At 68.4% G+C, this 19905-nt stretch carries 19 protein-coding genes, 2 pseudogenes and 1 riboswitch; of the genes and pseudogenes, 11 read left to right on the top strand and 10 right to left on the bottom strand.

Annotated elements, in window-relative coordinates; genetic code table 11:
• Nucleotides 1–142: 142 nt before the first annotated feature.
• Both IU450_RS16235 and IU450_RS16230 read right to left on the bottom strand, forming a co-directional pair.
• The gene (locus IU450_RS16235; RefSeq protein ID WP_040864988.1) at nucleotides 143–1360 is read right to left on the bottom strand and encodes an NADP-dependent isocitrate dehydrogenase; all 1218 of its coding nucleotides are present in this window, start codon (nucleotides 1358–1360) and stop codon (nucleotides 143–145) included.
• A 386-nt stretch (nucleotides 1361–1746) separates the two neighbouring features.
• Nucleotides 1747–3246 (bottom strand): MFS transporter, encoded by a 1500-nt coding sequence (locus IU450_RS16230; RefSeq protein WP_195150613.1) that lies wholly within the window; start codon nucleotides 3244–3246, stop codon nucleotides 1747–1749.
• A 128-nt stretch (nucleotides 3247–3374) separates the two neighbouring features.
• On the opposite strand from IU450_RS16230, the gene IU450_RS16225 reads away from it, so the two are divergent.
• From IU450_RS16225 to metX, 3 genes and pseudogenes are all read left to right on the top strand, one after another.
• Nucleotides 3375–4103: a TetR/AcrR family transcriptional regulator gene (locus tag IU450_RS16225; RefSeq protein WP_195150612.1), complete on the top strand. Its 729-nt coding sequence runs from the start codon at nucleotides 3375–3377 to the stop codon at nucleotides 4101–4103.
• Between the two features lie 26 nt (nucleotides 4104–4129).
• A riboswitch (SAM riboswitch) is annotated at nucleotides 4130–4240 on the top strand.
• Nucleotides 4241–4473: 233 nt separating this feature from the next.
• A pseudogene (locus IU450_RS16220) lies at nucleotides 4474–4653 on the top strand (PLP-dependent transferase); the annotation flags it as partial.
• Nucleotides 4650–5807, top strand: a complete 1158-nt coding sequence (gene metX, locus IU450_RS16215; protein WP_195150611.1) for a homoserine O-acetyltransferase MetX — start codon at nucleotides 4650–4652, stop codon at nucleotides 5805–5807. The pseudogene IU450_RS16220 and the gene metX, both read left to right, overlap by 4 nt.
• A 20-nt stretch (nucleotides 5808–5827) precedes the next feature.
• Here the strand turns inward: metX and IU450_RS16210 are convergent, their stop codons facing one another.
• Complete coding sequence (locus tag IU450_RS16210) at nucleotides 5828–6205, bottom strand: winged helix-turn-helix transcriptional regulator (RefSeq protein WP_195150610.1); 378 nt, start codon at nucleotides 6203–6205, stop codon at nucleotides 5828–5830.
• 69 nt (nucleotides 6206–6274) lie between these two features.
• Between IU450_RS16210 and IU450_RS16205 the strand changes: the two genes are divergently transcribed.
• Complete coding sequence (locus IU450_RS16205; RefSeq protein ID WP_195150609.1) at nucleotides 6275–6922, top strand: nitroreductase family protein; 648 nt, start codon at nucleotides 6275–6277, stop codon at nucleotides 6920–6922.
• A 46-nt stretch (nucleotides 6923–6968) separates the two neighbouring features.
• Here the strand turns inward: IU450_RS16205 and IU450_RS39750 are convergent, their stop codons facing one another.
• Nucleotides 6969–7214: a DUF3017 domain-containing protein gene (locus tag IU450_RS39750; RefSeq protein ID WP_195099024.1), complete on the bottom strand. Its 246-nt coding sequence runs from the start codon at nucleotides 7212–7214 to the stop codon at nucleotides 6969–6971.
• Between the two features lie 339 nt (nucleotides 7215–7553).
• Between IU450_RS39750 and IU450_RS16195 the strand changes: the two genes are divergently transcribed.
• The 6 genes and pseudogenes from IU450_RS16195 to IU450_RS16170 all read left to right on the top strand — a co-directional run bounded on the left by IU450_RS16195 (nucleotide 7554) and on the right by IU450_RS16170 (nucleotide 11479).
• The gene (locus IU450_RS16195) at nucleotides 7554–7802 is read left to right on the top strand and encodes a DUF6879 family protein (protein ID WP_324197706.1); all 249 of its coding nucleotides are present in this window, start codon (nucleotides 7554–7556) and stop codon (nucleotides 7800–7802) included.
• Nucleotides 7760–8624, top strand: a pseudogene (locus IU450_RS16190) (helix-turn-helix domain-containing protein). Before IU450_RS16195 ends, IU450_RS16190 begins: the two are co-directional and overlap by 43 nt.
• 72 nt (nucleotides 8625–8696) lie before the next feature.
• Entirely contained in the window at nucleotides 8697–9218 is a 522-nt protein-coding gene (locus tag IU450_RS16185; protein ID WP_195150606.1) for a DUF6879 family protein, read from the top strand.
• Nucleotides 9219–9514: 296 nt separating this feature from the next.
• Nucleotides 9515–10417: an NAD(P)-dependent oxidoreductase gene (locus tag IU450_RS16180; protein ID WP_195150605.1), complete on the top strand. Its 903-nt coding sequence runs from the start codon at nucleotides 9515–9517 to the stop codon at nucleotides 10415–10417.
• 116 nt (nucleotides 10418–10533) lie between these two features.
• Entirely contained in the window at nucleotides 10534–10959 is a 426-nt protein-coding gene (locus tag IU450_RS16175; protein WP_195150604.1) for a hypothetical protein, read from the top strand.
• A gap of 55 nt (nucleotides 10960–11014) precedes the next feature.
• Nucleotides 11015–11479: a tRNA (cytidine(34)-2'-O)-methyltransferase gene (locus IU450_RS16170; RefSeq protein WP_181724662.1), complete on the top strand. Its 465-nt coding sequence runs from the start codon at nucleotides 11015–11017 to the stop codon at nucleotides 11477–11479.
• A gap of 43 nt (nucleotides 11480–11522) precedes the next feature.
• Here IU450_RS16170 and IU450_RS16165 read toward each other — a convergent pair whose 3' ends face one another.
• The 4 genes from IU450_RS16165 to IU450_RS16150 form a co-directional block, all read right to left on the bottom strand.
• Complete coding sequence (locus IU450_RS16165; RefSeq protein WP_195150603.1) at nucleotides 11523–11753, bottom strand: DUF167 domain-containing protein; 231 nt, start codon at nucleotides 11751–11753, stop codon at nucleotides 11523–11525.
• On the bottom strand, nucleotides 11710–12702 hold the full coding sequence (locus IU450_RS16160; protein WP_195150602.1) for a DUF4349 domain-containing protein: 993 nt from the start codon (nucleotides 12700–12702) through the stop codon (nucleotides 11710–11712). Before IU450_RS16160 ends, IU450_RS16165 begins: the two co-directional genes overlap by 44 nt.
• 87 nt (nucleotides 12703–12789) lie before the next feature.
• Nucleotides 12790–16143: an error-prone DNA polymerase gene (locus tag IU450_RS16155; RefSeq protein ID WP_195150601.1), complete on the bottom strand. Its 3354-nt coding sequence runs from the start codon at nucleotides 16141–16143 to the stop codon at nucleotides 12790–12792.
• A gap of 54 nt (nucleotides 16144–16197) precedes the next feature.
• Entirely contained in the window at nucleotides 16198–16653 is a 456-nt protein-coding gene (locus tag IU450_RS16150) for a hypothetical protein (RefSeq protein ID WP_195150600.1), read from the bottom strand.
• Between the two features lie 220 nt (nucleotides 16654–16873).
• On the opposite strand from IU450_RS16150, the gene IU450_RS16145 reads away from it, so the two are divergent.
• Nucleotides 16874–17836, top strand: a complete 963-nt coding sequence (locus IU450_RS16145) for an SDR family NAD(P)-dependent oxidoreductase (protein ID WP_195150599.1) — start codon at nucleotides 16874–16876, stop codon at nucleotides 17834–17836.
• Between the two features lie 148 nt (nucleotides 17837–17984).
• Here the strand turns inward: IU450_RS16145 and IU450_RS16140 are convergent, their stop codons facing one another.
• Entirely contained in the window at nucleotides 17985–18872 is an 888-nt protein-coding gene (locus tag IU450_RS16140) for a sucrase ferredoxin (RefSeq protein WP_195150757.1), read from the bottom strand.
• Between the two features lie 153 nt (nucleotides 18873–19025).
• Entirely contained in the window at nucleotides 19026–19781 is a 756-nt protein-coding gene (locus IU450_RS16135; protein ID WP_195150598.1) for an alpha/beta fold hydrolase, read from the bottom strand.
• Nucleotides 19782–19905 lie beyond the last annotated feature (124 nt).

Here is a 19905-nt window from a genome sequence, read left to right as displayed (position 1 = left end):
CAGTCCGGGCACCCGTTCCACCGAGGGTGGGGCGGGTGCCCGATTGTGTCAGCCCGGCGCTGGGTGAACACCCAGCGCCGGAGTCGGCCGAGCGACGCGACTCGGCCCCGCGGTTCGGCGCCCGAGACGGCGCCGCGCGAACTCAGCGCAGTGCGCGAGCCAGGTTGGCATCCAGCGCGCCGAGGAACTCCTCGGTGCTCAGGTAGCCCTGGTCCCCGCCGACGAGCAGCGCGAGGTCCTTGGTCATCTGGCCGCCCTCGACGGTCTTGATGACGACGTCCTCCAGGGTCTGCGCGAAGCCGATGACCTCGGGGGTGTTGTCCAGCTTGCCGCGGTGCTCGAGGCCACGGGTCCAGGCGAAGATCGACGCGATCGGGTTGGTCGAGGTCGGCTTGCCCTGCTGGTGCTGGCGGTAGTGCCGGGTGACGGTGCCGTGCGCGGCCTCGGCCTCACAGGTCTGGCCGTCCGGGGTGAGCAGCACCGACGTCATCAGGCCGAGCGAACCGAAGCCCTGGGCCACGGTGTCGGACTGCACGTCGCCGTCGTAGTTCTTGCACGCCCAGACGTAGCCGCCCTCCCATTTCATGGAGGAGGCGACCATGTCGTCGATGAGGCGGTGCTCGTAGGTCAGGCCCGCGGCGTCGAACTGGCTCTTGAACTCGGCGTCGAAGATGTCCTGGAACGTGTCCTTGAACATGCCGTCGTAGGCCTTGAGGATGGTGTTCTTCGTCGACATGTACACCGGGTAGTTCTGCTGCAGGCCGTAGTTGAACGACGCCCGCGCGAAATCCTCGATCGACTTGCGGAAGTTGTACATGCCCATGACGACGCCGCCGTCCTCGGGCATCTTCACGACCTCGTGCACGATCGGCTCGCTGCCGTCGTCGGGGGTGAAGGTCAAGGTGACGGTGCCGCCCTGGAACACCTTGAAGTCGGTGGCGCGGTACTGGTCACCGAAAGCGTGGCGGCCGATGATGATCGGCTTGGTCCAGCCGGGAACCAGCCGGGGAACGTTCGAGATGATGATCGGGGCGCGGAAGATGGTGCCGCCCAAGATGTTGCGGATAGTGCCGTTGGGCGAGCGCCACATCTTCTTGAGACCGAATTCCTTGACCCGCGCCTCGTCCGGGGTGATGGTGGCGCATTTCACACCGACGCCGTGCCGCTTGATGGCCTCGGCGGCGTCGACGGTGACCTGGTCGTCTGTCTTGTCTCGGTATTCGATCCCGAGGTCGTAGTACTCCAGGTTCACGTCGAGATAGGGGTGGATCAGCTTGTCCTTGATGAACTGCCAGATGATCCGGGTCATCTCGTCGCCGTCGAGTTCTACGACGGTGCCTTCAACCTTGATCTTGGACATGGATCTTCGTGTCCTCCTAGGATGGTGCCCTCATTGCACGGCCAGGCGAACACGCTTGTGAGCGGACCCCAGCTGTTCCAACAGACAACGTATATGTCCCGCGTTGTCCGCGAGACGTGTGGTGCAAACAAGACAAGCGTACTGCTGCCGAAGTCCTCACCGCACGGGCAGCCCCCGGAGTGAGCTGGGCCACCTTTGTTACCGATTGGTAGGTCAGCGGCGTCTCTCAGCACCGCGGCGGGCGCCGGCGCGACCGCCGTCGTCGCCATGATCCGCCTTCCGTTCGGGCTCGGCAACCAGCCCGGAACTCCCCCGCAAAACGGCGAGATCCGCACAACGCCGTGACGTTGCGCGGACCTCGTTGCGCGGACCTCGTTGCCGACGGATCAGACCGCGACCGGAATCCGGGCCCCCTCCTCGGAGCCTTCGATCAGGTTCTGCGGCCGGTCTCGGATCATCAGGGCGATGATCGGTACGGCCGCGAGGAAGAACCCGGCCCCGACGTAGAAGGCGACGTCGTAGCTGTGGATCGCGGCGCGCGCGGCCAGGTTGTCGATGCCGGGGTTGTCCTGGGCGAAGGTCTCGGCGACCTGCACCGAGATGGTGGTCAGCAGCGCTGTCCCGACCGCGCCGCCGACCTGCTGCGCCGCGTTCAGCAGGGCGGACGCCACACCCGAGTCCGCTTCCTCCACCTGGTGCAGCGCCACCGTCTGCATCCCGACGAACAGCGGGCCCATGCCGAGCGCGATGAGCACCTGGGCGGGCAGCACCCCGGCGAGGAAGCTGTCGCCGTAGCCGAGCTGCGCCAGCAGCACCAGGCCGATGACACCCAGCACGGCGCCGGCCACCATCAGCGGACGGGGGCCGAGCTTCGGCAGCAGGGCACTGGTGACACCCGCCGAGATCGCGATCCCCGCCGGGAAGGGCAGGAAGGCGAAGCCCGCCTTCAGCGCCGAGTAGCCCAGCGTGATCTGGAAGTAGTAACTCAGGAACAGGAACATCGCGAACATCGCGATCGGGATGAGCAGCGCCGCGAGGAACGCCCCGCCCCGGTTGATCTCGCCGGGGATGTGCAGCGGCAGCAGCGGGTTCGACGACCGCCGTTCGATCACGACGAAGGCGGCGAGCAGCACCGGTCCGGCGATCAGCAGCGCCAAGGTGCCACCGGCCAGCCAGCCGTCCTCGGCGGCGCGGCTGAAGCCGTACACGATGGCGATCAGGCCCAGCGTCACCGTGACGGCACCGGGCATGTCATAGCCCCCGACCCGCGGCGCCGGCACGTCCTTCACCACCCAGGCCAGCGCTCCGAGCAGCGCGAGCAGCGCGATCGGCGTATTGACCAGCAGGCACCAGCGCCACGACGCGTACTCGGTGAGCGCGCCGCCCGCGATCAGCCCGAGCGCCGCACCGCCCGCGGAGATACCCGCGAACACCCCGAAGGCGGTGGCCCGCTCACCGGGCTCGGTGAACGTCACCGACAGCAGCGAGAGCGCGGCAGGGGCCAAGAGCGCGGCGAACGCGCCCTGCAGCGCGCGTCCGGCGAACATCTCCGCACCGTTCTGGGCGAGACCGGCCAGGGCCGAAGCGCCCGCGAAGCCGATCAGGCCGATGATGAAGATCCGGCGCCGCCCCAGGTAGTCGGCCATCCGGCCGCCCAACAGCAGCAGGCCGCCGAAGATCAGCGTGTAGGCGGTGAGCATCCACTGCCGGTTGCCGTCGCTGATGTCGAGATCACGCTGCGCGAACGGCAGCGAGATGGTCACGATGGTGGCGTCCAGAACCACCATGAGCTGGGCCAATGCGATCACTGCCAGCGCGAGCCAGCGCGCTGAGCCGCCCGGTTTGCGCGGCGCGTGCACCGCTGTCGCCGTGTCCGTCACGGTCATCTCCTCGTCCCTCGATGAACTGGAGCCATCCTGGCATTGGACGACATTTGTCGTCAAGCGCAAAATGTCGTATTACGACATTTGACTGTTAAGGACAGGAAAACGGAGGTTTGCGTTACCATCGGGACATGCTCGAGTCATCGACGTCGATGGGCGCGAGCGCCGCGGGACCCGCCGCGAGCGCCCCGGGCCTGCGCGAACGCAAGAAGCAACAGACCAGGTTGCGCATCATCGCGGCGGCCCTCGACCTGTGCGACGCCCAGGGCTTCGAGGCGACCACGATCGAGCAGATCGCCAACGCCGCGGACGTCTCGCCGCGCACGATCAACCGCTATTTCGACAGCAAAGAGGACATCGTCCTGGGACCGGTCCAGGACTTCGGGCGCACCATCGCCGAGACCCTGCGCGAGCTGCCGCGCACCGGCAACGAACTCGCCGCCCTGCGGGAGGCCTTCCTGTCTGTGGTCGATCGAGCCGCCGAGGCAGGCGAGGCCGACCCGCTGTCGTTCCGGCAGTTCCAGAAGATGCAGCGGATCCTGCGCAGCAGTCCGTCGGTCAGCGCCCGCAGTCTCGAACATGCCGACGACAAGAACACCGCCATCGCCGCGGTGGTCGCCGAGCGCCTCGGCGCCGAGCCGGACGCCCGCGCGGTACGGCTCATCGTCGGCACCTGGCAGCTGATCGGCCACGTCGGCATGGAGTGCTCGGACGACCTGTTCCTGGACGAGGACATGGCCACCGCGGCCCGGGCCGGGCGCGCCAACTTCACCGAGACCTACGACGAATTCGTGCGCAGCTGCTGCGTCGCGCCGACCGCGCCCGATCCGGGGCCTGCGCTGGAGGATTTCGGACGCTGACGGCCCGCCGGTTATGATGCCGGGCAGGTCATGAGTATCAGCGCGAAGCCCCGGCTCGCTGGTCGGCAACCCTCCATCCGCGGTGGGGTGCTCCGGGTGATGACCTGGCTCCCGAAAGCCGGGAGCAAGCGCGTAACAGGAGGTCGCCGGCATGTGTTGTTGTTCACACCGCTAACCCCTGCTGTACCGGCGAACACCTTTTGGGAGCAAAACCATGAGTGAATCCACCGCGCGCGGGGCCGAGCACGACCCGACGCAGTGGTCTTTCGAGACCGAGCAGATCCACGCGGGCCGGACCCCGGACGGCCCGCGCGATGCGCCTGCGCTGCCCACCTACCGGCCCACGCGCCGCACTCAGGCCCGATCAGCCATGCACACCCGCGTGGCTAACATCGGGAAGGTGCGTTCCCTCGTGATTCACCCCGCGTCGACGACGCATTCGCAGCTCACGCCCGAGGAACGGCTCGCCCCAGGACCGGTCGGTCTCGCGGTCGGCATCGAGGACATCCCGGCCGATCTGCGCGCCGGTTTCGCGGCGGCGACGACGTGACCGTGGGTTCCGAACAGAGCGCCCGGACCTCCGCCGTCGCCCTGCCGCCCCCGGACGGACAGCTCGGCACCATCGCCATCGGCGATGTGCGACTGGAGAACGGAGCGGTCATCCCGGACGTGCGCCTGGCGGTGCAGCGCTGGGGTGAACTCTCTCCCGGACTGGACAACGTCGTGCTGGTCGAACACGCGCTGACCGGCGATTCGCACGTCGTCGGCAAGCCCGACGACGTGCACGAGATGCCCGGCTGGTGGGACGGCATGGTCGGGCCGGGTGCGCCCCTGGACACCGACGAATGGTGCGTGGTCGCGACGAACGTGCTCGGCGGCTGCAAGGGCAGCACCGGGCCGTCTTCTCCCGCTCCGGATGGAAAGCCTTGGGGTGCAAGGTTTCCCGAAATCTCCATCCGCGACCAGGTGACCGCGGAGGCCGCTCTGCTCGACCTGCTCGGCGTCGAGCGGCTCGCCGCCGTGGTGGGCGGGTCGATGGGCGGCATGCGGGTGCTGGAGTGGATGGTCGGCGCACCGGAGCGGGTCGCCGCGGCGCTGGTGCTCGCGGTCGGCGCCCGCGCTACCGCCGACCAGATCGGCACCCAGACCACCCAGATCGCGGCGATCGAGGCCGATCCGGACTGGCAGGGCGGCGACTATCACGGCACCGGCCGCGTCCCGACCACGGGCATGGCCCTGGCTCGGCGGATCGCGCACCTGACCTACCGCACCGAATTCGAGCTGGACCACCGGTTCGAGAACAAACCGCAGGGCGACGAGGACCCGTGGAACGGCGGCCGGTACGCGGTGCAGAGCTACCTCGACCATCAGGCCGAGAAGTTGTGCAAGCGTTTCGATCCCGCCACCTACGTGCTGCTGACCGAGGCGATGAACCGCCACGACGTCGGCCGCGGGCGCGGCGGCATCGAGGCGGCGCTCGCGGCGACGCCGGTGCCCTGCGTGGTCGGCGGCGTCGACTCCGACCGGCTGTACCCGCTGCGGACCCAGCAGGAGCTCGCCGATCTGCTACCCGGTTGCGACGGACTGGAGATCGTGCACTCCCGCGACGGGCACGACGGGTTCCTCACCGAGGCGGCGGCGGTGTCGAAGCTGCTGACCGAGACCATGCGACTAGCCCGGGCCGGTGTGCGACCCGAACGCTGACAGGTGCGCTGGTCGTCACCTCACAGCGCCGCGGCCCGCCGCGCCGCTTCGATTCGGTTGATATTGGTCTCGATCCACTCCCGCAGCGCCGCTATCGGCGTGCGCAGGCTGTGACCCAGCTCCGTCAGCGTGTACTCGACCCGCGGCGGCACGGTGGGATGCACTGTCCGCGTGACGAATCCGTCGGTCTCGAGTTGGCGCAACGTCTGCGTCAGCATCTTCTGCGAGATGCCGTCGATGCGGTGGCGAAGATCGGTGTACCGCATGGTGCCCTCGGCCAGCGCGTCGATGATCAGCACCGTCCACTTGCCCGCGATGTGGTCGAGAACCTCCCGCGTGGGGCACTTCGCGGAGTAGACGTCGGCGGGCAGCCCGGAATCTTCGAGATACGTGCGCACCTATCGGAGTGTAGCGCACTGAAAAGTGCCTTCTTCCTATTTGAGTGTGACTCTCCGATAGTAAGAAATATGGAAACACAGACACTTTCGGTGGCCGACGCGATTCGAGGACGTCGCACGGTACGGCACTATCGCCCCGACCCGGTACCACCCGACCTGCTCGAAGAATTGCTCGAGTTGACGATGCAAGCACCGAGCGCGTGGAACATGCAGGACCGGTCGATCGTGGTGGTGACCAGTGCATCCGGCCGCGACGCGCTGTCGAAGGCGGCGTTCGGGCAGCCGCAGCCGAAGGAGGCGCCCGCGGTGCTGGTCTTCGTCGCCGATGCCGCCGCCTGGCGAGACCGCAACACCGATATCGCCGAACTGGCCGGCCGCAACGGCGCGTGGAACGCCGAATTCACCGCGTTGTTCGACGGGCGTGCCGAGTACCTGGCCTTGGAGCAGCGCGGACTGCTGCGAGAGAACGCCGTCAAGAACGCGATGATCGCGGCCACCTACGCGATGCTCGCCGCCACCGGGCTCGGCCTGGCCTCCGCACCGATGAACGGCTGGGATCCGGAGCTGGTGAAGCAAGCCATCGGGATCGGCGACCGCGCGGATCTCGCCATAGCGGTGCTGATCACCATCGGCTACAGCGACGCCGTCCCACCCCATCCCGGGCGTCGTCCCCGCGAGCGGACGGTTTTCGCCGAGCGGTACGCCGCTGCCCGCTGATCACCTGGGCGACCCGGCCCGGCCGGGTCGCCGATCGCTCGCGCTGTCAGCCGACGCCGAGCGTGTTGATCGTGGCCGCGAGGAACAGGATGCTCGAGCCCAGCAGCGTCAGCGCGCCGACGTCGAACGGTTTGCTGCGCACCGCGAGCAGCCCGACCTGCGCGGTCGGCAGGCACAACCGGAACGCCGCCGCCAGCAGCGTCGCACCGCCGAAGAAGAAGGCCCCGCGCCGCCACCGATCGGACGCGACGAACACCACCGCCACCACCATGACCAGCGTCACGACCACCATCGGCAGATGGCAGCGCAGAAACTGCGCCCCCAGACTCCGGGCACCACCCCGGTGCTCCGCGATAGGCGTGTCGGCATCGGTCACACCCAGATTCTTGCAGACCGGCCCGCGTCCGGTCCGCCGGAGGTTCTTCGAGCCGAGCTGCCGGACCATGAGGCCGTCTGCCCGGGTTGCGGTCGCTCACCTATCCAGGGACCTCATCCATGCGTCGTGCTCAGCCGGTGAAGACCTCCGGCCGTCGCTGCACCCCGGTGCCCAGCGAGCTGATCGCGGGATATCGGTGAGTCGGGTCCGTGTCGTAACCGTCCCTCACTCGGCTACCACCGTTGGTTGCTGTCGGTGACCGGACGCGACATCCATTCCGGTGAAGACATCCGGTACTTGCCCCGCCATGCGGCGGGGAAGGTGCCACCGGATGACTGGTGGCTGTTCGACGACGAACGAGTCGTCTACAACCTCGTCGATGCTGACGGCAAACCCGCAGGTGCGGCGGTAACCACAGATCCGGGAATTGTGGACTACTGCCGAAGTGTCCGCGACCGCTTATGGGAGTTGGCGACGCCGTACGCGGAGTACGCCGAGACGTGACCGACTCGATTCACCAGCAGCGCGAAGCTCTCGGAAGTCGGCTCCGGGAGCTTCGACTCAACGCGGGATTGTCCGGCGCGGAGCTGGCCCGGCGGAACGCGTGGCACCAAACCAAGATGTCCAAGATCGAGTACGGGCGAATCAAACCGTCACGCGCTGACATCCGCGCCTGGTGTGAGCACTGCCACGCCGTAGACGAGGTGCCGGACCTGGTAGCCGGCCTGGAGAACATCGCTGCCGCATATCTCGAATGGCGAAAAGTGCTCGGCACCGGCACTCGACGACGTCAACATGCGCTGGTGAGCCTGAGCGAGACATCTCAAATCGTACGGATCTACAACCCGTTCTTCATCCCCGGGTTCTTGCAGACCGCCGAATACGCGACGGGAACGCTACAGAACGTCAGCCGGTTCTACCAGGTACCCAACGATGTAGAGGCGGGTGTCGCCAATCGGCTGGAGCGGCAACAACTTCCTCATCGGAGAGCAAGCGTTGCACACCACGGTCAGCGGTGCCGATGTGATGGTCGGTCAGTTGGACCGGTTGCTCGCTGTAGTCGGGCTACCGAGGGTGACGCTCGGAATCGTGCCTGCCGGGGCGGAACTTCCATTCGTCCCGACGCACTTTTCGATGTTCGACAACAAGTTAGTGCTCGTCGAGGCGATCACCGCAGAACTCACCGTGACCCAGCCGAGGGAAATCAAGCTGTATCACCGTGCGTTCGACACTCTTGCCGGTCTGTCGGTCACCGGCCACGCTGCGCGGGAACTGATCGGCGCAGCGCTTCGCACACATGGGGATAGATCGATCGAGAACCACTGACGCTGGCTCAACTGGACCTTGCGGCCAACGAGACAGCGATCGAAGTTCCGAAGATCGGGAGGACGTTCTACGGTGCTCTACCTTCAGCATGAGCCGCCGGATTGGGTGGCCCTGTTTCGTGATTGCAAGGCTGAGGCTTTTCATCTGGAAGTGAGGGACGCCTACGCCGTGCCCACGGAGTCCGATCGGTTGCGGCGCTTCCTCGCCGGAGAGCCCGCTCTACCGGACGAACACAAGAACCGATGGAACGATCTGGTCGAGGAAACCACCGGTCGGGGAGTAACCGTGAGCCGGGTCCGCGTTGTGACGGTGCCGCACACCGACTACCACCGCTGGCTGTTGTCGGTCACCGACAGCAATACGGCGGCTGGTGAGGATATCCGGTACGCGCCCCGGCATCTCGCAGGCGAAGTGCCACCCGATGATTGGTGGCTCATCGACACCGAGCGGGTTGTCTACAACTTGATCAACGAGAACGGGAAGCCGGCGGGACTGGCGGTGACCACCGATCCAGGGCTCGTCGGCTACCGCCGCAGCGTGAAGCAACGACTCTGGGAGCTGGCGACCCCGTACGCGGAGTACGCCAACCAGTGACCAACGTTCACGATGCGCGGGAAGCTCTCGGAGCAAGGCTTCGGGAGATCAGGAGGGCGCTCGATCGGCGGCAAGCTCAGAGATGAGGTCGTCTATCGGCATCGGCGGAACACGACGGCAGCCGATTGTGACTCCGGTCATGAGAACTACGGTGCCGCCGGTCGCTATCTGGGCACTTACCTGAACGTTCGGAACTGCTCCAGAAAGTGCGTACTTGTCGGTGTCGCCGGGTGGGCAAACACTCGGTCCTTGTCGGGGCCGTGAGTCTCACGGGCACAGCGCGCGATTGGAGTCGCATGATCGATCAGAAAACCGCGGTATCCGTGCTCGGCACGGGTTCGATGGGTTACGCCCTCGCGGAAGCCTTGCTCGCGGCAGGACTTCCGACCACCGTGTGGAATCGCAACCCGCAGCGGGCGGCTCCGCTGGTGGCCGCGGGCGCGCACCAGCAGCTCGCCGTCGCCGATGCCATCGCCGCCAGCCCGCTGATCATCACGTGTCTGACTACGTTTCAGGCGACCCGTGACAGTTTGACCGCCGCCGAGACCGAGCTGAGCGGGCGAACCCTCGTCACGCTCAACAGCGGCGCCCCCGCCGACGCGCGGGACTTCGCGCGCTGGGCGAGCAGTCGAGGGGCGCGCTTCCTCGGTGGGGCGATCAAGAACGTACCTTCGGCTGTCGGAAAGCCGGACACATTGCTGTACTTCGGCGGCGAACAAGCCGTCTTCGACGAGCACCGGGAAACACTGCGAGCACTCGGTGGCGACCTCGTCCATCTGGGCGCCGAACCGGACCTGGCCGCTCTCTACGAATCCGCCGTGGGCGCCACACTTCTCCCCGCACTGCTCGGATTCTTCGAGGGCGCGGCGGTACTGTCCGCGCGCGGTCTGTCGGCACGCACAATGGTGCCGTATTCGATCAAATGGCTACAGATGATCGAGTCACTGCTCCCGATCATGGCCGACGAGATCGACAACCGGGACTTCACCCGGCTCGGCTCATCGATCGCGCTGTTCCACACCGCGATCGGCGACGACGAGCGGCTCGGCGCGGAATCGGGCGTCGATATGTCCTGGCATGCCCCGATGCACGACCTGCTGCGCCGAGCGGTAGCCGAGGGACTGGGCGAGCAGAGCATCACAGCGCTGATCCAGCTACTGGCACCCGACCGCCGACGGATCAGGATCCACGAAGCCTGACATCCGCGCCCGGCCCGGATCCCGTCTCGCGCGCCGGAACAAAAAACGTTGTCGCTCAGTTGTGTTGCCACCCCTGGAAACAGGGGCACGTTCGGGGAGCTGACAGCATGTCGATCATGACCACTCGACGACTTCCCCTTCTCGCCGCCGCGCTTCCGGCCGTGGCGATGGCGCTCGGCTCCGGCGCCACCGCGACCGCGACACCTCCGCTGTCGCCTCCGGTGCTCGAGGAGGTCTTCTCGGTGCCCGGAACCGTGTCGGCGAAATTCCACAACCCGAACGCCGAGGGTGTGTGCTGGGTGTACAACGACGACACCGGGGAGATCTTCGGCGGCAACAACCCCACGTCGTTCGCCATCGCGGACGGCAAGATGGTCCAGTCGTCGCTCGGCAACGGAAGCCTCCCCGCCGGACAGATGCGCGTGCGTGGCGCATGCGCCTGGGAACGCCCCACCGGCGATCCCCGCCACGGCTACACGTCGATGACCGACGTCATCACCGTCGACGTGATCGGCAAGCCGAGCACGGGCAGCTTCGGCTGAGCCCTGGCGGTGGACCCGGCGACCCGGCGGTGGCAGCGCCTGATTGACTGGAACGGTGTTCCATCTGATGTTCCACGAGCCGTGCATTCCGCCGAATACCGGCAACGCGATTCGGTTGGTCGCGGGGACCGGGTGTCATCTGCATCTGATCGAGCCGTTGGGGTTCGAGTTGTCGGAGCCGAAGTTGCGCAGGGCCGGGTTGGACTACCACGATCTGGCGTCGGTGACGGTGCACGCGAATCTGGCGGCGGCGTGGGAGGTGTTGCGCCCGGAGCGGGTCTTCGCGTTCACCACGCAGGCAGACACCCGGTTCACCGACGTGGCCTACCGCGAGAACGACGTGCTGCTGTTCGGGACCGAACCCACCGGCCTGCCCGCGGAGGTCCTCGCGGACCCGCACATCACCGACCGGCTGCGCATCCCGATGCTGCCCGGCCGCCGCTCCATGAACCTCTCCAACGCGGCCGCGGTGACCGTCTACGAAGCCTGGCGCCAACTCGGCTTCCCCGGCGGCGTCTGAACTACCCTCTTTGCGATCAGTTGCGAGACAGGCCGATCGAAGCTCAGTCATCGATCTCGAATCGTTTGAAGCGGGAGGTCGCGCCCGCGGCCAGGCGAACGGCGGACTTGGGGACTCCGTAGTGCTCGGCGAGCAATTCGATGGCCGCTTTGTTGGCCTTGCCCTCGACGGCGGGAGCCCGCACGTACAGGTGCAGGCTGCCGTCGTCGAGGGTTTCCACCAGCGGGCCCTTACGGCTGTTCGGCTTGATCGTCGCCCTTACCACCGTCGGCACGCTTGCCTCCTGTGCTGGTTTCCGCGCCTTCCGCGGCGCTGCTCACGGACTCCGCGGGAGCCGGTGCCGATTCTCTCGTGCCCGAGGCGGGCTTCCCACGGCGCACAACCCGGACGATGCCCCACAGCACGGCGGCCGCCACCGCGAGGAAGCCGAGCCACGGAATCGCCTTGCCACTGAACACGACGGCGTCCTGCAACCAGTCCACCAGGGAGTTCCAGCCGGAGACGATGCCCTCCCAGAAGCTGTCGGGATCGTCGTCGGACTTCTTCTGCTCGGTGGTGATCTCGATGGTCAGCGTGGACAGGGCGACCTGGTCGTCGAGCCGCCGCTTCTGCGCGGTGAGGCTGTCCAGCTCACCCTGGCGGCTGGACAGCGCCTGCTCGGCGGTGATCAGGTCGGAGGTGTTGGTGGCGCCTGCGATGAGCGCGCGCAGCCGCTCGACCGAGGCTTGCAGCGCCTTGATCCTGGCGTCCAGGTCCTCCCACTGCATGGTGACGTCGTCGCGGTTGGTGGTGACCCGGGTGACCTGCCCGATCCCCTCGAGGCCCGCGATGAACGCGTCGGTCTTGTCCGCGGGCAATCGGACGACGAGGGTGGCGCCGGCTTTCGTGTCGTCGGTGCCGGGCTGCTCGGTGCGGCTGTCGACCCGCCCGCCCGCCGCACGCACCCGCTCGATGACCGTGCCCGCCGCGGCGACCGGCGCGTCGGCGGTGATCTCTACGCTGCCGCTGACCACCTCCTTGCGGTCGGACATCGGTTCGCCGCCGGAGTTGTTGTCCCGCTTCGGCGGCGCCTGCTCGTGCAGCCCCGGCGGCACGAGCGCGGAGGCGGGCCCGGGAACCACCGCCGACGATCGGTCCCGAGCGGGTGTCGCGTCCTCGTCGCCGCAGCCGGCGAGCAAGATCAACCCCAGCACGCCGACACACAGCACAGCAAGCTTCCTCATGCCTGGCACAGTAGCCGTTTACGCTGCGCGGACACCCCCGCATAACAGTTCTCTAGAACGCTTCTAACACTTCTCTAAAGCACTCGCTCAACGGAAGTCGCGCGACTTGGACACCATCCGCAGATCCATCCGTTGCAGATGTTCGGCGACCACGCTGACCACGCCCTCGGCATTCTGCACCCGGCCGCGGATGAGCAGGGCGGCAGCGCCCTGGGCGAGGCTCCGGTAGCGCCGCCACAGCCCCAGCGAGCAGACGATGTTCACCATGCCGGTCTCGTCCTCCAGATTGAGGAAGGTGACGCCCTCCGCGGTGGCGGGACGCTGCCGGTGCGTCACCGCGCCGCCCACCAGGACACGGGAGCCGTCGGGCACCTGCAGCAGGCTCGACGCCGGAAGGACGCCGAGGGCATCCAGACGTGGGCGCAGGAACTGGGTCGGATAGCTGCCCGGCGAGACTCCCGTGGCCCAGACGTCGGCGGCGGCGGTCTCCAGATCGCTCATCCCGGGCAGGGTGGGCGCGGTGGTGGCCGCGCCGGTACCGGGCAGCCGATCCGGGCGCTCGCCCGCGGCCGCGCCCGCCGCCCAGAGCGCTTCGCGGCGGGTGACGCCGAGGCTGCCGAGCGCGCCCGCCGTGGCGAGGGATTCCGCTTGGGCGACAGTGAGTTCCACCCGTCCGGTCAGGTCGAGGAAGGACGTGTAGGGCCGCTCGCCCCTGGCGGCGACGATGCGTTCGGCGAGATCCTCCCCGATCTGCCGGACCGCGGCGAGACCCAGGCGCACCTCGGTGCCCTCCGCTTCCAGAGTGGCTTCGGCGCGGCTGGCGTTGACATCGGGGCCGTGCACCGCGACCCCGTGCCTGCGCGCGTCGGCGACCAGCGACTGCGGCGAGTAGAAACCCATCGGCTGGGCGCGCAGCAGACCCGCGCAGAAGGCGGCGGGATGGTGCAGTTTGAACCAGGACGAGTAGTACACGATCGAGGCGAAGCTCTGCGAATGGCTTTCCGGGAAGCCGAAATTCGCGAAGGCGTAGAGCTTCTCGTAGATGCGGTCGGCCACCTCCCCGGTGATGCCGTGCCGCTCGCGCATGCCCTGATAAAGCCGGTCTTTGAGGCGCTCCATGCGTTCCGGAGACCGCTTGGAACCCATGGCGCGGCGCAGCTGATCGGCCTCGACGGCGGTGAAGCCCGCGACGTCGACGGCCATCTGCATGAGCTGCTCCTGGAACAGCGGCACGCCGAGCGTGCGCTCCAGCGAATTCTTCAGCGCCGGATGGTCGTAGGCGATGTCCTCCACGCCGTTGCGCCTGCGGATGTAGGGGTGCACCGACCCGCCCTGGATCGGGCCGGGGCGGATCAGCGCCACCTCGACCACCAGGTCGTAGAAGCTGCGCGGTCGCAGCCGGGGCAGCGTGGCCATCTGCGCGCGTGACTCGACCTGGAAGACGCCCACCGAGTCCGCACGCGAAAGCATCGCGTAGACCTCGGGTTCGGTTAGGTCGAGCGAGTGCAGCTCGACGGTCTCGCCCTTGTGCTCGCGCACCAGGTCGATCATGTAGTGCAGGGCGGAGAGCATGCCGAGGCCGAGCATGTCGAACTTCACCAGATCGATGGCGGCGCAATCGTCCTTGTCCCATTGCAGGACGCTGCGACCGGGCATGCGCGCCCATTCCACCGGGCAGACGTCGGCGATCGGCCGGTCGCAGATCACCATGCCGCCGGAGTGGATGCCCAGATGCCGGGGCAGCCCCTCGATCTCGGCGGCCAGTTCCAGCACCTCGGCGGGGATGTCGGTGTTCGTCTCGGCGCCGACGCCCGTCCAGCGGCTCACCTGCTTGCTCCACGCGTCCTGCTGTCCGGGCGAGAACCCCAGCGCCCGTGCGGCATCGCGCACCGCGGACTTGCCGCGATAGGTGATCACGTTGGCCACCTGCGCGGCGTACTCGCGGCCGTACTTGCGGTAGACGTGCTGGATCGCTTCTTCGCGGCGGTCGGATTCGATGTCGACATCGATGTCCGGCGGCCCATCGCGCTCCGGGGAGAGGAAACGCTCGAACAGCAACTGGTTGCGTACCGGGTCGACATTGGTGATGCCGATCGCGTAGCAGACCGCCGAGTTGGCCGCCGAACCGCGGCCCTGGCAGAGGATGTCGTTGTCCTTGCAGAAACTGACGATGTCGTGCACCACCAGGAAGTAGCCGGGGAACTCCAGGTCGTTGATCACCGCGAGTTCGTGCTCGATCTGCCGGTAGGCCTCCGGGTTCCGCTCGGGGGAGCCGTAGCGCGCCGCGGCGCCGGTCAGGGTCAGTTCGCGCAGCCAGGACTGCTCGTCGTGCCCCGCCGGCACGTCGAACGGCGGCAGGTGGGGGGCGATCAGCTGCAGATCGAAGGCGCATTCGCGGGCCAGGGCCGCCGCGTTCGCCACCGCCTGCGGGCAGTCGGCGAACAACCGCGCCATCTCCGCCCCGGATCGCAGGTGCGCGCCGCCCGCGGGGGCCAGCCAGCCCGCCATCTCGTCCAGGCTCTGCCTGGCCCGGATCGCCGCGAGCGCCATGGCTCGGCGGCGCTGGCTCGGTGCGGCGAAGTGCGCTCCGGTGGTGGCGAGCACGGGCAGGCCGAGACGGTCGGCCAAGGTGATCAGGTGGGCGTTGCGCTCGTCGTCCTCCGGGACGCCGTGGTGGGTGAGTTCCACGCTCACCCGGTCGGCGCCGAAGCGGTCGGTCAGCTCGCGCAGCGCGGCCTCCGCCCGCTCCAGCCGGGCGCTCCCCGCGCGAAGGTCGAACTCGAGGGCCTGGCGCAGGTGTCCCTTCCGGCATCCGGTCAGGATCTGCCAGTGTCCTCCGGCCGCCGCGGTGAGCGCATCGAGGTCGTAGCGCAGGATGCCTTTCTCACCCGCGGCCAGGTGCGCGGCGGCGATCTCGCGCGACAGCCTGCGGTAGCCCTCCTGGCCGCGAGCCAGCACCAGCAGGTGCGGCCCGGCCGGGTCCGGCGCTCCGGTGCGCGGCGCCGAGTCGGGGGCGGCGGCGTGCCCGCGTTCGGTGCCGGGAACGCGCGGCTCGAGTGCCGTGCCGAGGGACAGTTCGGCGCCGAAGACGGTGGGCATCCCCCATTCCTTGGCCGCCTCGGCGAAGCGGACGGTGCCGTAGAAGCCGTCGTGGTCGGTGAGCGCGATCGCCGCCAAGCCCAGCCGCACCGCCTCCTCCACCAGTTCCTCCGGATGACTCGCCCCGTCCAGGAAGCTGTAGGCCGAGTGCGCGTGCAGCTCCGCGTACGGGACCGACGGTCCCTCGGCGCGGCGCACCGGCTCGGGCCGGTACTCCTCGCGTTTACGCGACCACGCCGGGCTGTCGCCGCCGTCGCCCGGATACCTCGCGTCGGGGTGCGTCCGCCCGGACAGCACCCGCTCCATCTCCGCCCAGCTGGGCGGACCGTCGCTCCAGCCCACGACTCACCTCCTCGCCTCGAACATACATTCGAATCCAGGGGATGTACAGGCAGGTCAGGACGCCCGAAGCCGTTCGACGGACCCCGCGGCCAGGGCGGCCTCGACGCCCTGCAGACGACCCCGGATGAGCGCGCCGTAGGCATCGGAAGCCAGGACGTCGAGATGCCCGCGGGCGATGGCCAATTGCATCCGGGCCACTTCGAACTCGCCGACCCGGCGATGACTGTCGGCCAGGTTCAGATAGAGCGCCGGCAGGAAGCCGCGCAGACCTTCGTCCAGCGGCACGCCGGGCCCGAACACCGCCGCCAGCGCGCGCTGATCCCAGCGCAGCGCCTCGGCCGCATTCTCCTGAAGGTCGGCGAGATGATGCGCGACCACGCAGCGTTGCAATGCTCCGCCGTGTTCGCCGAGTTCGTCCCAGAGCTTCTCCAACGCCCGTCGCCCCGCCGCGGGGTCGACGCCACCGAGCCGCACCGCGGCAAACACCTCCGCCATCCGATCGTCCGACATGCGCCGAGTATCGCACATATGTTCGAACGTTTCGAGAGTTGTTCGATGCGTTTCGCGCACCCGGAAAACCCCACGCCCGTGCGGTTCTCGAACATGCCCGCCACACCGGACGGCGCGCCGCGGCGGCGGGAGCGGGCATTCTCGACTGTGACCAGGACCACTTGGCAGTTAACTTACTTAGGAGTAAGTTTTTGGCCACAAGACCTGCAAAGGAGCAGCGATGACCGACGCAGCCGCGGAGCCCGCTCGGCGCCGCAACCGTGACCTCACCGGACGGCACGTCCTCATCACCGGAGCGTCCTCCGGCATCGGCCGGGCGGCGGCGGTGGCCGTCGCGGGCAAGGGCGCCACGGTGTTCCTGCTCGCGCGCCGCGGCGAAGAACTCGCCGCAGTGGTCGACGAGATCCGGGCCGCGGGCGGCTCGGCGTACGGGTATGCCTGCGACATCACCGATTCCGACTCCGTCGACCACGTCATCAAGACCATCCTGGACGAACACGGCCAGGTGGACATGCTGGTGAACAACGCGGGCCGCTCGATCCGCCGCGCCATCCACCGCTCCACCGACCGGCTGCACGACTTCGAACGCACCATGGCCGTCAACTACTTCGGCGCGCTGCGGCTGACGCTGGCCCTGCTGCCGCAGATGCGGGAACGCAAGTTCGGGCACATCGTCAACATCAGCAGCGCGGGGGTGCAGATGGCCACGCCGCGATTCTCGGCCTATCTGGCCAGCAAGGCGGCGCTGGACAAGTTCACCGAGGTGGCGGCCGTCGAGACCATGGCCGACGGCGTCACGTTCACCACCATCCACCTACCGCTGGTGCGGACGCCGATGATCGTCCCGAGCGGCGATCAGGGCCCCGCCGAGTCTCCCGAGTGGGCGGCGGCGACCATCGTGCGCGCGCTGATCGAACGGCCCAAACGCATCGACGTTCCGCTGGGCACCATCGCCGAGTACGGCGCCCTGCTCACCCCGAAGATCCGCGACCGCGTCCTGCACCGCTACTACCGCTCCCTGCCCGATTCCCCCGCGGCCAAGGGCGAGCAGACCGAGCCCGACGACGAACCGGCCGAATCCGCCGTTTCACTTCCCACGCGGCGGCCCCGGTCGGCCGCGCGGCGAGTCACGGGCACGGCCTTGCGGCGCGCTGCCCGGTGGGTGCCCGGCACGCATTGGTGACCTCGGCGGTGCCGAGAACCTGAGCCGAGCGGTCCGCTCGGAAGACCCCGCTAGGGCACAGGTGCTCTGGAGATGCGGACCTGACGTGACGACCGAGCCGCCGTCGGTGGACAGGCGTGGGAAGGCCGCACACCTCTCGTCGGCCGACTCAGGGAAGCGGCTGGATGTCGTCCGCGATCAGCGCGGTCACCGCCTTGGGCGCGGCGTTGCAGCTGGCCTGCCGCGGGGCGAGCGCCCGGGCGCGAACAATGACGCGCCAGCGGCGGCCGTCGCGGTGGGTGACGATCGCGGCGCCCGCGATCGTGCCCTCGGCCGGGTCCGGCTCGGATTCGACCGTGAGATCGGCGGCGCACGCGGAGATGCGTTCGCGAACGGCGACTTCCGCCACCTGCTCGACCGGCCGGTAGCAACTGCGGCCGCGTAGACCGGTCATCGCCACCGCCCCGCGGCGCGCCGCCTCGACCACCTCGGCAGCCGCCCGCGCGTCGAGGCGACCGTAGGTCAGACCGCTGGGCAGCAGCACCAGCGCGGGCGCGAACCGGTGGCCGCCGGTGTGCGAGCATTCCCAGACCTGCCCCGGGTATCTCCTGGCGAGGTCCGCGGCAATGGGGCGGCCGAGCAGCGCGCAGCACTGATCGCGCTTCCCGTGCGCGCACACCAGCACGAGCGGATCGTGCACGGGCGCACCGATTCCCGGCGGTGGGCCGTTCAGCAGTCCCAGGTCGAGTTCGAGCAGCTGGGTCAGGTCGGTGATCTCGATGCGCTCGCACCACGGGTCGGCTCGCCGCGAGCTCGCCAGCAACACCGTTCGGCCGCCGCTGAACTCACGGCGTCCCGGGCGGCGGATCAGCATCGGCCGGACGTGCGCCGCCGCCGTGCGGGCCGTCAGTCCGGCAGTGATCTCGGGGCCGAGCACCTCGTCGCCGAGCATGTCCCGGCCCCACGCGCCGGGGTGTTCCACACACAGCCATCCGGTCACCCGGGTAGCGGTGCCCGGCAGCGGAACGTCGACCGCGGCGGCGGCCGAACAGAGCATCCCCTCGAACCCGCTCACCAGCGACGACCTGCCGGTCGCGGCGCGTTGTCGCCCATCAGCCGGGCGCGCAGGGGCCGTTCGGCGAGGCAGAACAGAACCGGACGGCCGTGCGCGGACATTCCCTCACTCTAGATCCGGACGGCGCGCACCTCGTCAGCCCGCCAGGAACGGCCGGACGGCCGCGGCGAACTCCCGGTAGCGGTCGCGGTGGATGCTGTGGCCGCAGGTAAACGTGGTCACCGTGCAGTCGGGAAGACTGGCCTGTAGGACGGCGAGCTTGTCCGGATCCACCATGCCGCCCGGTCCGCCGCACAACACCAAGGTGGGTGCGGTGATGTCGGAGAGCCGGTCCCACCACTCCGGGTTCGGCTTGCGGAACTGCTCGAGCGCCGTCTTCGTCATGGAGCGGTCGAACGCGAGCACCGCGCGCGGGTGCCGGGCCAGGCTGGAGGTGGCGTGCCACAGCTCGGGCACGGTGGGAAAACGGCGGGTCAGGCGCAATTCCTCGGCGCCGGATTGCAACGGGAGCGGACACTCCTCGATGACCAGCTTGCGCGCCAGCTCCGGCCGCTCCTGCGCCACGCGCGACACCGCGTAGCCGCCGAGCGAATGCCCGACCAGGTCCACCGAGGGCAGCTCCAGTTGATCGCAGAGGCGCAGCAGATCGTCGCCGAAGTCGTCGAAGAGATAGGAATCGGTGTGCGAGCTACGGCCGTGTCCGCGGAGGTCGGGGATGATCACACGACGTCCGGATTGCACCAGGACACGCGCGAACCGGTCCCAGGTGTGCCCGTCGCCGCCCATGCCGTGCACCAGCAGCACGGGGATGTCGCTGACCGCGCCCACACCCGAATCCCGATAGGCGATCCGCACGTCGCCGAAAGCCACTTGGCCCACCCTCAGATCCACGACGAACGAGAATACCGGCTGTTATGCACTCGGCCTGTGCGGTGTAGCACGGATCACCTGCCGGTAAAAGTGTGGTACGAGTGGCGCTTGGGCCCGTAACTCGTGAACTCCCGCGCGGCCGAGG

The organism is Nocardia abscessus, assembly GCF_015477775.1.
Lineage (GTDB): Bacteria > Actinomycetota > Actinomycetes > Mycobacteriales > Mycobacteriaceae > Nocardia > Nocardia abscessus_A.
Note: the sequence above shows the minus strand (reverse complement) of the source record. Positions and strands in the feature narration are given on the sequence as shown.